Below are 14,174 nucleotides of genomic sequence, written 5' to 3' on the forward strand. Positions count from 1 at the left end.
CGACAGTCTGTCAGGAATCTCGACGAACGGTCGGAATCGTTATGCGAACGAACAGAACCACCCTGGCCAGGCCAGCAGCTCTACCAGGGCCAACGCACACAGCAGCAACTGGCGAGACTTCCCACACGGTCATGAGGTCGCTGCGCGGCGACCGCGGCTCCGCGTCGGTGCTCATCCTCGGCCTGAGCATCTCGGCGCTGGTCGGCATCGGGTTCGCCGTCGACGGGACCCGCAAGGGACAGGCCTACTCCCAGGCGACGTCGATTGCCGAGGAAGCAGCGCGTGCCGGCGGCCAGGCACTGCACGCCCGCGCGTTGGCCGAGGGGACCGATGCTGACATCGATCCGCAGCTGGCGGTGGTCGAGGCGCAGCGCTACCTCACCGCATCCGGTGCCGACGGAACCGCACGGTGGGACGGCCGGCGCCTGATCGTCGAGACGACGATCACCAGGTCCACCGTGTTCCTCGGCTCGATCGGTATCCCCGCCTTCACCGTCCATGGCGCCGGAGCAGCCGTCGTGGTCTCGGCGGGGTAGGAGGAGTGCGATGCGAACGACTGCGAGGCTGTTCGCCGGCGTCGCCGCGCTGGTTGTGATCGTCGCGGTGCCGCCGATGGCGTTGTGGCACTTCCGGTCCGCCTACCTGCCTGACCACGTGCCATCGGCGTCCGAGGTTGCCACGTGGCTGACGAGCGAGGACACCGGCCGGTTCTTCCTCCTGCTGTTGGTCGGCGTGGGCTTCGTCGCCTGGCTTCAGCTGGTGGTCGCGATCGCGCTTGAACTGGTTGCCCGACTGCGCGGCATTACCGTGCCCCGGCTGCCCGGCTTCGCATGGGCACAGCGCACGGCTGCGGCCTTGTTGCTCGTCGTACTGACGAGCACAGCGGCTGAGGCTACGGAGCTGGCCGGCGACGGAACTCCGTCGACGCACGTGGTCGTCCCTGGCGACAGTCTGACGAAGATCGCCGCCGGCGAACTCGGCAGCGCGGCGCGCTACCGAGAGGTCTTCGACCTCAACCGCGGGGTCCGCCAGCCTGACGGCCGCTCCCTCCAGGACCCCGGCCTGCTTCGGCCCGGCTGGGTTCTCCAACTGCCGGACGATCCCGACTGCGAAGAGGTCATCGTGCGTCCCGGCCAGACCTTGACCCAGATCGCCCGCGAACAGCTGGGGGACGCAAGCCGTTACCGCGAGATCTTCGACCTCAACCGCGGACGAACTCAGCCGACCGGACACTTGCTGGACGATCCCGACACAATCCACCCCGGCGACGTTCTACGCATACCGCGCCCGCCGAAGCCTGCCGCTGGCGGCGGCGGGGCGCCGGCCGCCGCAGTGTTCGCCCGCGCCCCCGAGTCCTGTCAGCCGGCCGAACCACCTTCCCCTCCGCCTCGCCCCCTCGAACCGCCGGAGCCGCCTGGCGGCGAAACCCCGACCCCGACCAACCAGCCCTCGAAAACCGTGACGCCGACCGCCGACGCAGACGATGGATCATCGGTCGTGCTGACGAGCGTCGGTGGTGTCCTCGCCGCAGGTCTGCTCACCCTGCTGGTGGTCCGGCGACGCCGCGCACAGCGTCGCCGACGTCCCGGACACCGCATCCACATCGAAGAGTCTGGCCCGTTTGAACACGCTCTCCGTTCGGCCGCGCATCCGGCCACTGTGGAGGACCTGGCCCGGGCGCTGCAAACGCTTGCGGGACAGGTCGGAGACGACTTGCCGAAGCTCCGAGCCGTGAAGATCGGGACAGAGGGGATCAAGCTTCGGCTCGCCGGGAAGAGCAAGCCGGTCGAGCCGTTCGTCAAGTCAGGGCCGTCCGAGTGGCGGCTGGACTCGACGGCGAATCTCGACGGCGACGGTGTCCCGCCGCCGTATCCGGCATTGGTATCCCTCGGGCACACCCAGAAGCGCGACCTCGTACTGATTGACCTGCGAGAAGTGGGCGTCCTTACCCTCGGCGGCGACCGCGAGGCGGTCGAGCCTGTCCTGCTCGCCATGGCTTGGGACCTCGCCGCGGCTCCATGGACCGCTCGGACGCAGATCACGCTGGTCGACGTGGGAAGAATCTCGGCCGAGGCCCACCCGGATCGACTCCGGTTCACGTCAGGCTGGGATGAAGCCATCGAGTCGCTCGAGCCCGAACCGGACCGGCCTCAGGTGCTGCTGTCGGCCATCCCGCTGACCGGCGACGTCGTGCAACGCCTTCAGTCCCTTCGCCTGGACGCCGTCGTGGCAGCTCACGACGAAGACGTCGTGCTGCCGGGTGCGTGGCACCTCGACGTGACGAACCGGTTCACGCCGGTAGAGGTCTTGGACGAGGACATCGAGCTACAGAGGCTCTCGCCGGCGCAGGTCGGCGAACTCGTATCAGCCCTCGCCGAGGCGGACGAGCCCAAGCAGGTACTGCACCACGAATACCGAGGCGTCCCACCGGAGGAAGAGGGATTGCCAGAGCCGCGCCAGACATGTGAGCCCGCGGCGCCGGTTGCGCCGCACCCCACTGTGGCGGCAACACCGTCTCTCCAGCTGCTGGGTCCCGTACGGCTGCACGGAGCCGACCCGCAAGCCGTGGAGGGCAAGAAGCTCAACCGCCTGACCGAGCTGGCCGCGTTCCTTGCCCTGCATCCTGGCGTGACGGCCGACGAGATCTCCCGACAGCTCGGCACGGACACCCAACCATGGTCCGCAGCGACTCGGCAGGGCTACATCTCGCGCCTCCGCACCTGGCTCGGCCGGGACGAGAACGGCGATCCGTACGTGCCGAACGTCGACGCCCGTCACGGCGGCTACCGGATGTCGGACTCGTTCACCTCCGACTGGCGCATCTTCCGAGACTTGGCGCGCCGCGGTCTCGCCGACCGAGACAGCGGGGTCTCGGATCTGCAGCAAGCTCTCGACCTGGTGCGGGGGACACCGTTCGGCACCGTCTCGGCTGGCAGGTACGCGTGGAGCTCGTGGCACCAGCGGGAGATGATCGATGCGATCGTGGACGTCGCCCACACCCTGGCTGACGCCTACCAGAAGGCCGGTGACCTCCCCGCGGCACGCCGGGCAGCCATGCGCGGCCTCCTCGCCGAGCCGGTAAGCGAGATCCTGTACCGAGACTTGCTCCGCATCGAGTACCGAGCGGGCAATCTCGCCGCCGTTCGCCAGACGGCCGACAAGCTCGCCGCCCTCGCGGCCTCACTCGAGCTGGAGCTCGATGAGGAAACCAGCGCCCTGGTGAGCGCGCTGTTGGCCGGCCGGTCGTAGCGAGCAAGTATTCAGGCAAGCCGCTGGTGAATTGTCGACCACGTCTTTTCGCATGTCTCGCTCAAAGGAAATCCCTGGCATGGGTCCCGAGACACGTGAATCGAAGTCGTGCCTGTCTCGCCCCGGTCTCGCGAACGGTCTCGGTGGTCGAAGTGGCAGTCTCGGCAGGGGAATCGGGTCGCGATCACGTCGTGGCGACGGAAATGGCATGGCGCCAGAGTGGTCCTACTTGGTGTTACGATCAGGAGCGTTCCCGCGGGGAGAAATGTCATTTCTCCGGCCGCGTCGAGCTTGTCAGTGGGGCCAGTGCTGAAGGATTGCGCGCCCGGCTTGCTCGCGCCTCGGCCGATCTTCTTCGTTGGGCTGCTGACGCCTCGTCCGCTGAACCCGCCAAGGATGCCTGATAGCCATGAATTCGCCCGAGCGTGTGATCGTCAACCCTCCTGCTCCAGGGCGGCCCGGTTTTGGTCAACCCCTCCGGCCCGGTGTCTCGGGTCCATCGGGACTGTCCGACCACGCGGTCTCGCCCCTGGGCATGCCGCTGGCCCTGCTCCGAGACGAGGTCCGCGTCGCCTTCCTGGGGCGAACCTCCACAGAGGAGCAGCAGGATCCACGCCAGTCGATCCTGCGTCAGCTGGGCAACTCCAAGACCGCTTTGCCCGAATCCTGGGTCATCGTCGCGCACTTCTACGACGTCGAGTCCGGGCGGATGGAACTGGACCGGCGTGGCCGCGGAGACCACTACGAACGCTTCGACATCCCCATCGCCCGCGACGGCGGCATCGCCGACCTGCTGGCCGAGGCTGCGAGACCGGACCGCCGGTTCGACGTCGTCATCTGCGAGAGCATCGCGCGAGTCGCGCGCCGGGCCTATGAGGGACTCTCGGTCGAACGAGACCTGGAGCGGTGCGAGGTCTCGCTGTTCGCGGCGAACGAGACCATCAGTGTCTCGGGCAGCCGGGCCCAGCGGATCCTGCAGCGCCGGATCAATCAGTCCGTCGCCGAGTACGAGGTCCTGAACACCCTCGAACAGTCCTGGGGAGGCACCTGCACCCACGTCCGCGAGGGCTGGAACATCGGCAAGCCCTGCTACGGCTACAAGGCCAAGACGTTCCGGCATCCGAATCCGGCGAAGGCTGCGAAGGGGATTACGAAGACCCGTCTCGAACCCGACGGCGCGCGTAGCGAGACTGTGACCCAGATCGCTTCCTGGGCTTACTATGACTGCTTGGGTGGCGACGCGATCGCGACGCTCCTCAACCAGGACTTGGCCAACCATCCGCCGCCCGTGCCGCCGGGACCGGAGCGAGCGCGCGGAGCGTGGAGCCGGTCCAGCGTCTACGACATCCTCCGCAACCCCAAGTACACCGGCTATCAGGTCTACAACCGCCGCGCCACGCGGTCACGCCGGGGCAAGGTCAACGACCCGGTGAAGTGGGTCTGGTCGCTCGAGCCCGCCCACGAGCCACTGATCCCGAAGTGGATGTACGACGAGCTCACGGCCCGCAGGCAGGCCAAGAAGGGCTCTCGCGCCGGCGGTGATCGCAACGTCCACCCCCAGACCAAGCGGACCTACCTGTTCCGCGGGATGCTGTTCTGCTCGTGCGGGAGACGGATGATCGGCGTACCGCGGCACGGCAAGTCGTACTACCTGTGCCGGCCGAGCAACACGAACCGAGGTCGTCCGGACAAGTACCTCGGTCACGAGAAGGCGCTGTACTTTCGTGAGGATGCCGTCCTCGACGCCGTCTCCAGGTTCTTCGCCGACCGCGTGTTCGGTTCCGACCGCCGGACCATTCTCGAGGCCGAGCTGGCGGGCGTAGATGACCAGGCCGATCGCGATCGGGAGGCGGAGGCCCAGCGGCTGGCCAGGGCCCTCGACGAGCTCACCAAGAAGCAGAACTCCATCCTGCAGCAGGCTGCCGACGGTGATCCTGATGACCCATTCACGAAGGCGCTGAGGGGCCGCTACAACGAGCTGGAGCAACAACGGGCTGGTGCGGCGAGTGCGCTGGCTGACCTCAAACAAGCCGCTGGAGCCACAGCCGCCAAGCCGACAGCTGAGGACAAGGGCCTGATCGATGCGCTCCCGTACCTGGCCCTGAACCTGGCGAAAGCGCCGGAGCGGCTGCTGAGGACGCTCTTCGAGGTCACTCAGCTGACCATCCGGATTGACGCCGGCGGCGATCGTGCGACACTGGAGATCACACTTCCCGAAGATCAGCTGCCGGACATCACCGGCGCAGCGGAAAGGATCACCGAGGAGATGCTCTCGCAAGGAACGCCCAGCGGGCGGCCTTGTGAGGTTGCTGTTCGTGCCCCCGGTGAGATTCGAACTCACACTGGACGGGTTTTGAATCCGTTGCCTCTGCCAGTTGGGCTACGGGGGCGTGACGTCGTGACTCTACGGGATCACCGGACCCCGCCCGCTCCCGGGGGCGGCCTCCCCGACCCGGCGAGTGTCATGCCCGCCACTACGTGGTGAACGCCATCTCTGCTTCTGGATCGTTCCCGGTAGGCTTCAGGTTCGCGGGAAGCCGCGAAACGCCAACGCCCCGCCGAGTCTTTCAGGAGGACCCCGGTGACCGACCAGGCTACCGAGGCCAGCGTGCCGCAGCGTCGGGTGCTCGTCGCGGAAGATGAAGCGCTCATCCGGCTCGACCTCGTCGAAATGCTGCGGGAAGAGGGCTATGAGGTGGTCGGGGAGGCCGGCGATGGCGAACAGGCCATCGCGCTGGCCACCGATCTGAAGCCCGATCTCGTGATCCTCGACGTCAAGATGCCCAAGCTCGACGGCATCGAGGCCGCGTCGAAGATCACCGGTGACCGGATTGCGCCCGTTGTCATCCTCACCGCGTTCAGCCAGCGGGATCTCGTCGAACGCGCGCGGGATGCCGGCACCATGGCCTACCTCGTCAAGCCCTTCGCGAAGCGGGACCTCGTGCCCGCCATCGAGCTCGCCGTCAGCCGGTTCTCCGAGCTGCAGGCCCTCGAGGCCGAGGTTGCCGGGCTCACCGACCGGCTCGAGACGCGGAAGGTCATCGACCGCGCCAAGGGCCTGCTCATGAGCCGGCAGGGGCTCACCGAGCCCGATGCCTTCCGGTGGATCCAGCGCACCGCCATGGACCGGCGGACCACCATGAAGGCCGTCGCCGAGGCCGTCGTCGAGAGCATCGGGAGCTAGCCGGAAGCAGCGGCCGGCGGGCAGAATCACCCAGGTGAGAGTCCTGCCGGTCGTTGTCGTCCTAGCACTCGCAGCAGGCTGCCAAGCCGGACAGCCCAGCGCGCCCGCACCTGCCACCTACGAGCTGCCGCCGCGGCAGGTGCGGCCCGACGAGACCGCCCTCAAGCTGCCGCCCGCCAAGAACGGCGACACCGAATTCACCCTGATCGGCCTGGCCGCCGGGCTGCCCAGCATCACCGGGAGCCACACCGAGTTCGCCGCGAAGGGCCAGTTCGTGCGGCTGCGGCTCGTCGTGACGAACACCGGCACCTCCAGCGTCCTGTTCGACACCGGACGGCAGCTGCTCGTCGACGACCAGGGCGTCGCGCACCCGCCGGAAGAGCAGGCCGTGATCATCAAGCGCCAGCCCCGCCAGTTCGACCTCGGCCACGGCGTGCGCGTCGAATTCGACCTCTATTGGGACATCCCCAAGGACCGGAAGCCCGTCACGCTCCGCGCCTTCGGCGGCCCCAGCATCACCGACATGAAGAACCTGACCGGCACCGACATCAGGCTGTGACAGAGCCACCAAAAGCAGGGGCCCGGCACCGAAGTGCCGGGCCCCTGGAAGAAACTCAGACGCCCAGGTCGCCACCGAGGTAGGCGGCCCGGACCTGCGGGTCGTCCAGCAGGTCGGCCCCGCGGGCGCTCTTGACCACCTGGCCGGTCTCGAGCACGTACGCGCGGTCCGACAGCTTCAGCGCCTGCTGGGCGTTCTGCTCGACCAGCAGCACCGTCGTGCCGCGCTTGTTGATCTCCCGGATGATGTCGAAGATCTGCGCGATCAGCATCGGCGCCAGGCCCATCGACGGCTCGTCGAGCAGCAGCACCTTCGGCTTCGTCATCAGCGCGCGGCCGATGGCGATCATCTGCTGCTCGCCGCCCGACATCGTGCCGCCGAACTGCGTCCGGCGCTCGTTCAGCCGGGGGAACAGCTCGTAGACCTCGTCGAGGTCGGCGGTGAGGTCGTCCTTGCGGGTGTAGGCACCCATCAGGAGGTTCTCCTGCACCGTCATGCCGGGGAACACGCCCCGGCCTTCCGGCGACTGGCCGATCCCGAGCAGCACGCGCTTGTGCCCCGGGGTCTTGGAGATGTCCTGGCCGTTGAACAGGATCCGGCCGCTGGTGAGCGGACGCAGGCCCGAGATCGTCTTGAGCGTCGTGGTCTTGCCGGCGCCGTTGGCGCCGATCAGGGACACGATCTCGCCCTCGTCGACCTGGATGCTCATGCCCTTGAGGGCGGCGATCTTGCCGTAGTGGACGTTGATGTCCTGGACGTCAAGAAGCATCTTCGGCCACCCCCAGGTACGCCTCGATCACCTTCTGGTTGGTCTGCACTTCCTGAGGGAGCCCTTCCGCGATCTTCTGGCCGAAGTCGAGCACGGCCAGCCGGTCGCTGATGTGCATGACCAGGCCCATGTCGTGTTCGATGAGCAGCACGGTCCGGCCGTCGTCCCGGATCTTGCGGATCAGCGCCTGGAGGGCGTTCTTCTCCGCCGGGTTCATGCCGGCCGCGGGCTCGTCGAGCAGCAGCAGCTTCGGGTCGGTGGCCAGCGCCCGCGCGATCTCCAGCCGGCGCTGGTCGCCGTAGGAGAGGTTCTTCGCGGTCTCGTGCTCCACCTTGCCGATGCCGACGAAGTCGAGCAGCTCACGCGCCCGCTCGCGGCCGCGCTTCTCCTCCTTGCGGTGCCACGGCAGGCCGAGCACCGCGCCGATCGCGCCGGTCTTGTGGTGCGCGTCCGCGCCGACCATGACGTTCTCGAGCGCCGACATGTTGTGGAACAGCCGGATGTTCTGGAACGTCCGGGCGATGCCGCGCTTGGTGACCTGGAAGCGCTTCATCCCGTCGATGCGGTCGCCGTCGAAGCGCACCTGGCCCTCGGTCGGCTGGTAGACGCCGGTGACCACGTTGAACACCGTGGTCTTGCCGGCGCCGTTTGGGCCGATCAGCGCGAAGATCTCGCCTTCGTTGATCGAGATGTTCACTTCGCGCAGGGCGGTGACACCGCCGAACCGCATGGTGATGTTGTCGAATTCGAGCAAGGGAGTCACTTGGCCACCTCCGCCGGGGCTTCGGTACCCGGTCCGGCCACTTCGCCACCGAGCGAGCCCATGCCGCCGGTACCTTCCCGCAGCTCGGCTTTTCGTTGTCTCGATGGCAACAGGCCTTCGGGCCGCAGCGCCATCATCAGCACCAGGACGCCGCCGAACAGCAGGATCCGGAACTCCGCCGGGTCCCGGTCGCCGAGCAGGTGCTGCAGCCACTCGACGGACCGGAGGCGCTCGGGGATCCAGGCCACCAGGAAGGCGCCGAGGATGACGCCCGGCAGGTTGCCCGCGCCGCCCAGCACCACCGCGGCGAGGATCGTCGCGGACAGGATGAACGGGAAGTTGTCCGGCGCGATGAACACGGCCTTGCTGGCGTAGATGCCGCCCGCGAAGCCACCGATCATCGCGCCGATCGCGAAGGCGAGCAGCTTGAACTTGAACGTCGGCACGCCCATCAGCTCGGCGGCGTCCTCGTCCTCGCGGATCGCGGCCCACGCGCGCCCGACGCGGCTCTTCTGCAGCCGCACCGAGAACACGATCACCAGCACGATCGCGACCAGGATCAGGTAGTAGTACGGCGCCGGGTCGAGCAGGAACTCCATGCCGAAGACCGGCGACGGGTGCGGGATGTTGGTGATGCCGCGGGCGCCACCGATGGCGTCGGTGTTCTGCGCGACGATCCGGACGATCTCCCCGAACCCGAGCGTCACGATGGCGAGGTAGTCACCGCGCAGCCGCAGGGTCGGAGCGCCGAGGATGACGCCCGACACCGCCGCGAGCACGATCCCGACCAGGATCGTGGGCCAGACGTTCCAGCCGAACTTCGTGCCGAAGATCGCCACCGTGTAGGCGCCGATCGCGAAGAACGCCACGAACCCGAGGTCCAGCATGCCGGCCAGGCCGACCACGATGTTCAGGCCGATCGCCAGCAGGATGTAGGTCCCGATCGGGAAGATCAGGACGCTCGTCCAGTCCGAGGCGGGCGACATGAACGAGCCGATCCAGGGTGCCGGGAGGATCAGCGCGAACACGATCAACGCGATGTAGACGAGGTAGCGCTGCCACATCGGCGCGTGCTGCCACCACTCCCGCGCGCCGTTCACCGGGTGGAACGAGCGGCGAGTGTTTTCCTGGGTAGTCACACCGTCGCCTTTCATGCGCGAGCTCGCTGGAGGGATTCACCGAGGATGCCGGTGGGACGGAACATCAGCACGAGCACGAGGACCACGAACGCCGTGACGTCCTTCCACTCGGAACCGAGGAAGATCGCGCTCCAGTTCTCGACCAGGCCGAGCACGATGCCGCCGAGGAGCGCGCCGCGCAGGTTGCCGATACCGCCGAGCACGGCCGCGGTGAAGGCCTTGATCCCGAGCACGAACCCGACGCGGTAGCCGGTGTTCTCGAGTTCCATCAGGTAGAGCGCGGAGGCCACGCCGGCCATCGCGCCGCCCAGCAGGAAGGTGATCCGCACGATGCGGTCGATCGAGACGCCCATCAGCACGGCGGCTTCGGGATCCTGGGCGGTGGCCCGGATGCCGCGGCCGATGCGGGTGCGGCGCACCAGCTGGTCCAGCACCACCATGACGAGCACCGCGCCGATGATGACCAGGACCTGGTCGGTGCGGACGACGGCGTTGCCGATCGGGAACAGCGTGTCGCGGTCGACGAACCGCGGCGCGTTCTGCGGGACGCGGCCCGACTTGTCGAAGACGGCGGGGATGATCACCAGCGCGAAGAGTTCCTGCAGGAAGATCGACGCGCCGATCGCGGAGATCAGGGCCGCGAGCTTCGACGAGCCGCGCTTGCGCAGCGGCCGGTAGGCGACCTGCTCCAGCACGACCGCGGAACCGCCGGAGACGACCGCGGAGGCGAGCATGAGTGCGAGCAGGAGCAGGATCATCGCGCCCAGCCCCACCACGATGTTGCCGGAGGTGGCGATGCTGGCCAGGATGAACAGGGACGTCATCGTCCCGATCATGAAGATTTCGGAGTGGGCGAAGTTGATCAGCCGCAGGACGCCGTAGACCATTGTGTAGCCGAGGGCGACGAGGGCGTAGATGGAGCCGAGAACCAGTCCGCCGATGGTGCTGCCGAGGAACTGGTCTTGCAGGGTCTGCAACATGACGTGAGCGCCTTACGAGACAGGGCGAGGACAGGGATACGGGCCGGGAGCGGGGTTGCTGTGGTGACCACAGCGCCCCCGCTCCCGTTGAGTGCTATTCCCTGTTTCGTCAGCCGGTGATCTTGGCTTCGGTCGACGCGCCGAGGTTCTTGATGACGCCGCCGACGACCTGGTACACGTTGATCGCGGCGGTCTCGGGCTCACCGTTCGCCTTGAACTTGATCTGCTTCGAGACGCCCTTGAAGTCCACGGTCTTCAGGAAGTTGTTGATCGTCTCGCCGGTGGTGTTGCCCGCCTTGACCGCGTTGATGATGGCGGTCGCCGCGTCGTAACCCTCGGTGGCGTAGATCGCCGGGGCGACGTTGAACTTGGCCTTGTACTTGGTGGCGAACTCGTCGGTGGTGCCGGCGTCCGGGATGTTGCACGGGCAGCCGATGACCGCGCCTTCGGCGGCCGGGGCGCCCGCGGCCGAAACCAGCTGCGGGTCGAGCGAACCGTCACCGGTGGCGAAGATGGCCTTCACGCCGCCGTCACGCAGCTGCTTGAGCAGCGGGCCGCCCTGCGCGTAGTAGCCACCGAAGGTGATGATGTCGGGGTTGGCCGCCTTGACCTTCTGCACGGTCGAGGAGTAGTCCGGCGCGTCCTTCGGGAACTTGTCGCGCTGAACCGTGACGCCCTTCTCCTTGAAGGTCTTCTCGAACGCGTCCGCGAGGCCGACGCTGTACTCCTGGTCGTCCGAGATGACGAACGCCGACTTCGGCGACTTCGCCGTGACCAGGAAGTTCGCGATGGCGGGGCCCTGGTCGTCGTCGTTCGCCACGACGCGGTGCCAGTAGGTCCAGCCGTTCTTCGCCAGGCCCGGGTTGGTGGCCGAGGGCGAGACGCTCGGGACCTTGTTCTGCTCGAGCTGGCCGCCGATGGCTTTCGACTCGCCGGAGAAGGCCGGGCCGATCAGCGCGGTGATCTTGTCCGAGCCGATCGCCGTGGTGATCAGCGAGGTCGCCTGGTCGGGCTTGCCCTGGCTGTCGTAGTTCTTCAGCTCGAGCTTGACCTTGGGGTTCGTGGCGTTGTACTCGTCGATGGCGAGCTTCGCCCCGTTGTTGGGCGGGATCACGATCCCGGAGTTCTCACCGGTCAGGTCGCCCATGAACCCGATCTTCAGCGTGCTGCCGTCACCGCTGTTGCTGGACGAGCCGCCACCGGCGCAGCCCGCCAGCGCGAGCGACGTCGCCGCTGCGAGGGCGAGAACCCGTCCAAAACGCACTCCTGACACCGACTACCTCCCATGACCAACCAGCCGCCGGTAGGCGTTGCCCCCGACACAGGGGCTAGGTTAGGGCAGGAAGATATCCCTCTTGACTGTCTTGTGCACAGGCGGCCTCACTACTCTGTGTCCACATCGTGACGATCGCAACCGACACGAATTGCACGAAAAGGCGAACGATGTTTCCCCGCGGCCCGCTGCTGGTCACGCAGCGCTGCTAAGTATCGGGGCTTGTTCTGCGAATGGGTGACAACCGTGTTTCACCGGTATGTCATCGCCCATTTCGGCGACCGGAGCGTGGCCCGTTTCCCGGTGGCCCGCTGTTCACCCTGACGGGGTCGTGGGGGTGCGGGCACCGCCGTCGGGATGCACCTTACGTCCGGTTCGGGGGGCCGAACGGACCACCCCTCGAATCAGGTCTGCCCGAAAGTCCGCCCGGCCGGGGACACCTGCCACAACCAACGGTTGTCGTGGCCGCCGGAACGGCTGTTGGACCCGGCCCCCTCCCCGGTTGTTGGCTGGAAGCAGCCGAGAGACAGGGAGAGACAGATGAGCGAGATGAACCAGATGGTCGAGGGTGTCGCGGCGGGCGTGCCGTTCGTGGCGGTGCCGCCGGTGGACCCGGCCGCGCCGGCGGCGCTGCTGGCGGGCTGGCACCTGATGGACGAGCCGGCCAGTGAACGGGCGATGGCGGCGGCCGTCCCGATGGCGGGCCTGCAGGCGTGGCGGGTGTACTTCGGGCTCCCGCTCTCCGGGGCGCGACTGCCCGAAGGCGGTCCCGAAGAGGTCTTCCGGCGCGCGAGCGAGGACGCCGTCCTCAACATCTTCGAGCCGGTGACCGAGCAGGCGGCGGGCGAGTTCCCGGCCGCGCTGGCCGAGCTGCGCGACCGGCTGCCGGGCGCGACCGGGCCGCTCGGGGTGTTCGGCGGCTCGGCCGGCGCGCTCGTGGCCCTGGAGGTACTGGCGCGCGGCGACGCCGGGATCGCGGCTGCCGCGGTGGCCAGCCCGGTCGTCCAGCTCGCGCCGATGATCGCCGCCAACGAACGGCGGTACGGCCTGACCTACTCCTGGACCGAGCGGTCCCGCGCGGTCGCGGCGCGCTACGACTACGTGGACCGGGCCGCCGAGCTGACCGCGCCGCTGCTGCTGGTCACCGGGACCGGCGACGACGTCGCCGTGCGCGAGCCCGCGGAAGCACTGCACGCGAAGGTGGGCGGCGAGCTGGTGACGGTCGAGGGGATGGCGCACGAATTCCCGCCGGGGACGCCGGGCGCGGCCGGCGTCGACGCGGCGTTCAGCGCGTGGTTCGCGCGGCGGTTGCGAGGCTGACGTCGCCGACCGGCAGCCAGGCGTGGTCCGGGTCGTAGGCGCACCAGTCCTCTTCGCGGCTGGTGCGCCCGGCCACGGCCAGCAGCCGCCGCAGCGCCGGGTGGGCCTTGCCGCGCCGCCAGACCAGCGACCACGGGAACAGCGGGGACGGCTCGAACGGCAGCACCTTCAGGTTCAGGTCGGGCGCCAGTTCCATGTCGGCGCCGGCCAGGGTGACGCGCCGCTTGCCGTACCGCGTCTGCTCCAGGGTGTGCCGCAGGTCGTAGCTGACGCCGGAGTCGTCGATCGGCAGGCCGAACTCCGCGCACAGCTCCGTCAGGTAGGACAGCCATTCCGCCGGCCCGCCGAGCCCGGGCAGCCAGATCCCCTCGGCGCGCAGCTCGTCGAGGCGTATAACGTCCTGCACGGCCAGGGGATGCTCCGGCGCGAGCAGGGCGACCAGCGGTTCGAGCCGGACCGGCCGGTGCTCCAGCACGTCGGGCAGCGGCCGTCCGCAGCCGGACACCCGGCCGAAGGCGGCGTCGAGCTCCCCGGACAGCAGCGGGTCGATCGCGTTCGCGAACCCGCGGCCGGCCACCCGGTCGACGCGCAGCCCCGGCTCGTGCGCGGCGAGCCGGCGGAGCAGGAACATGGGGGAGAGGCGGTGGTCGACGAGGTCGAGGCGCAGCGGCCGGTCGTCGGCCCCCATCGCGGCCACCGCCGCGTCGGCCACCCGGACCAGCTCGCGCGCGTGCGGCAGGAACCGTTCGCCGTCGGCGGTCAGCTCCACCGAGCGGGGCGTGCGCAGGAACAACGGTGTCGCCAGGGCGTCTTCGAGCTTCCGGATCCGCTTCGACAGCGCCTGCTGGGTGAGGAACAGCGTCTGGGCCGCCCGCCCGAAGTGCCGGTGCTCCGCGGTCACCACGAACGCGCGGACCTGGGCGACGTCGAGGTCCACG

The 14,174-nt window shown here is 68.4% G+C and carries 12 protein-coding genes, 1 tRNA gene and 1 pseudogene; 6 read left to right on the forward strand and 8 right to left on the reverse strand.

All coding sequences use genetic code 11. The features are described from left to right. Positions 1–131: 131 nt before the first annotated feature. Together I4Q55_RS40195 and I4Q55_RS40200 are read left to right on the forward strand one after the other, a co-directional pair. Positions 132–536 (forward strand): pilus assembly protein TadG-related protein, encoded by a 405-nt coding sequence (locus I4Q55_RS40195; protein WP_206795814.1) that lies wholly within the window; start codon positions 132–134, stop codon positions 534–536. A 10-nt stretch (positions 537–546) separates the two neighbouring features. Continuing rightward, a complete protein-coding gene (locus I4Q55_RS40200; RefSeq protein WP_206795816.1) occupies positions 547–3,249 on the forward strand; it encodes a LysM peptidoglycan-binding domain-containing protein in 2,703 nt (900 codons plus the stop codon). A 268-nt stretch (positions 3,250–3,517) separates the two neighbouring features. Here I4Q55_RS40200 and I4Q55_RS49820 read toward each other — a convergent pair whose 3' ends face one another. Continuing rightward, positions 3,518–4,369 (reverse strand): hypothetical protein, encoded by an 852-nt coding sequence (locus I4Q55_RS49820; RefSeq protein WP_242547639.1) that lies wholly within the window; start codon positions 4,367–4,369, stop codon positions 3,518–3,520. Positions 4,370–4,441: 72 nt separating this feature from the next. Here I4Q55_RS49820 and I4Q55_RS51130 point away from each other — a divergent pair. Next, positions 4,442–4,942: pseudogene (locus I4Q55_RS51130) on the forward strand (recombinase family protein); the annotation flags it as partial. 623 nt (positions 4,943–5,565) lie between these two features. Here I4Q55_RS51130 and I4Q55_RS40215 read toward each other — a convergent pair. After that, positions 5,566–5,639, reverse strand: a tRNA-Leu gene (locus I4Q55_RS40215). 191 nt (positions 5,640–5,830) lie between these two features. Between I4Q55_RS40215 and I4Q55_RS40220 the strand changes: the two genes are divergently transcribed. Together I4Q55_RS40220 and I4Q55_RS40225 are read left to right on the forward strand one after the other, a co-directional pair. Beyond that, positions 5,831–6,433 (forward strand): ANTAR domain-containing response regulator, encoded by a 603-nt coding sequence (locus I4Q55_RS40220; RefSeq protein WP_206795819.1) that lies wholly within the window; start codon positions 5,831–5,833, stop codon positions 6,431–6,433. Positions 6,434–6,467: 34 nt separating this feature from the next. Continuing rightward, entirely contained in the window at positions 6,468–6,992 is a 525-nt protein-coding gene (locus tag I4Q55_RS40225; RefSeq protein ID WP_374194528.1) for a DUF4352 domain-containing protein, read from the forward strand. 55 nt (positions 6,993–7,047) lie between these two features. Here I4Q55_RS40225 and I4Q55_RS40230 read toward each other — a convergent pair whose 3' ends face one another. From I4Q55_RS40230 to I4Q55_RS40250, 5 genes are all read right to left on the reverse strand, one after another. Continuing rightward, a complete protein-coding gene (locus I4Q55_RS40230) occupies positions 7,048–7,761 on the reverse strand; it encodes an ABC transporter ATP-binding protein (RefSeq protein ID WP_206795820.1) in 714 nt (237 codons plus the stop codon). After that, positions 7,751–8,524, reverse strand: coding sequence for an ABC transporter ATP-binding protein (locus I4Q55_RS40235; protein ID WP_206795821.1), 774 nt, complete (start codon positions 8,522–8,524; stop codon positions 7,751–7,753). The genes I4Q55_RS40230 and I4Q55_RS40235 overlap by 11 nt, the downstream gene beginning before the upstream one ends. Continuing rightward, the gene (locus I4Q55_RS40240; RefSeq protein ID WP_206795822.1) at positions 8,521–9,678 is read right to left on the reverse strand and encodes a branched-chain amino acid ABC transporter permease; all 1,158 of its coding nucleotides are present in this window, start codon (positions 9,676–9,678) and stop codon (positions 8,521–8,523) included. Before I4Q55_RS40240 ends, I4Q55_RS40235 begins: the two co-directional genes overlap by 4 nt. Next, positions 9,675–10,643, reverse strand: a complete 969-nt coding sequence (locus tag I4Q55_RS40245; protein ID WP_206795823.1) for a branched-chain amino acid ABC transporter permease — start codon at positions 10,641–10,643, stop codon at positions 9,675–9,677. Before I4Q55_RS40245 ends, I4Q55_RS40240 begins: the two co-directional genes overlap by 4 nt. Before the next feature lie 109 nt (positions 10,644–10,752). Continuing rightward, positions 10,753–11,907 (reverse strand): branched-chain amino acid ABC transporter substrate-binding protein, encoded by a 1,155-nt coding sequence (locus tag I4Q55_RS40250; RefSeq protein WP_206795824.1) that lies wholly within the window; start codon positions 11,905–11,907, stop codon positions 10,753–10,755. A gap of 558 nt (positions 11,908–12,465) precedes the next feature. Between I4Q55_RS40250 and I4Q55_RS40255 the strand changes: the two genes are divergently transcribed. Further along, positions 12,466–13,236 (forward strand): S9 family peptidase, encoded by a 771-nt coding sequence (locus tag I4Q55_RS40255; protein ID WP_206795940.1) that lies wholly within the window; start codon positions 12,466–12,468, stop codon positions 13,234–13,236. Here the strand turns inward: I4Q55_RS40255 and I4Q55_RS40260 are convergent. Continuing rightward, positions 13,202–14,173: a LysR family transcriptional regulator gene (locus I4Q55_RS40260; RefSeq protein ID WP_206795825.1), complete on the reverse strand. Its 972-nt coding sequence runs from the start codon at positions 14,171–14,173 to the stop codon at positions 13,202–13,204. The two genes, I4Q55_RS40255 and I4Q55_RS40260, sit on opposite strands and share 35 nt — an antisense overlap. Position 14,174 lies beyond the last annotated feature (1 nt).

The organism is Amycolatopsis sp. MtRt-6 (assembly GCF_017308975.1).
Taxonomy (GTDB): Bacteria; Actinomycetota; Actinomycetes; order Mycobacteriales; family Pseudonocardiaceae; genus Amycolatopsis.

What these genes read in the sequence shown, in the direction of transcription:
- I4Q55_RS40195 (WP_206795814.1), top strand. Translation starts at nt 132, where the DNA reads ATGAGGTCGCTGCGCGGCGACCGCGGCTCCGCGTCGGTGCTCATCCTC.
- I4Q55_RS40200 (WP_206795816.1), top strand. Translation starts at nt 547, where the DNA reads ATGCGAACGACTGCGAGGCTGTTCGCCGGCGTCGCCGCGCTGGTTGTG.
- I4Q55_RS49820 (WP_242547639.1), bottom strand. Translation starts at nt 4,369, where the DNA reads ATGCCGGAACGTCTTGGCCTTGTAGCCGTAGCAGGGCTTGCCGATGTT.
- I4Q55_RS40230 (WP_206795820.1), bottom strand. Translation starts at nt 7,761, where the DNA reads ATGCTTCTTGACGTCCAGGACATCAACGTCCACTACGGCAAGATCGCC.
- I4Q55_RS40240 (WP_206795822.1), bottom strand. Translation starts at nt 9,678, where the DNA reads ATGAAAGGCGACGGTGTGACTACCCAGGAAAACACTCGCCGCTCGTTC.
- I4Q55_RS40245 (WP_206795823.1), bottom strand. Translation starts at nt 10,643, where the DNA reads ATGTTGCAGACCCTGCAAGACCAGTTCCTCGGCAGCACCATCGGCGGA.
- I4Q55_RS40255 (WP_206795940.1), top strand. Translation starts at nt 12,466, where the DNA reads ATGAACCAGATGGTCGAGGGTGTCGCGGCGGGCGTGCCGTTCGTGGCG.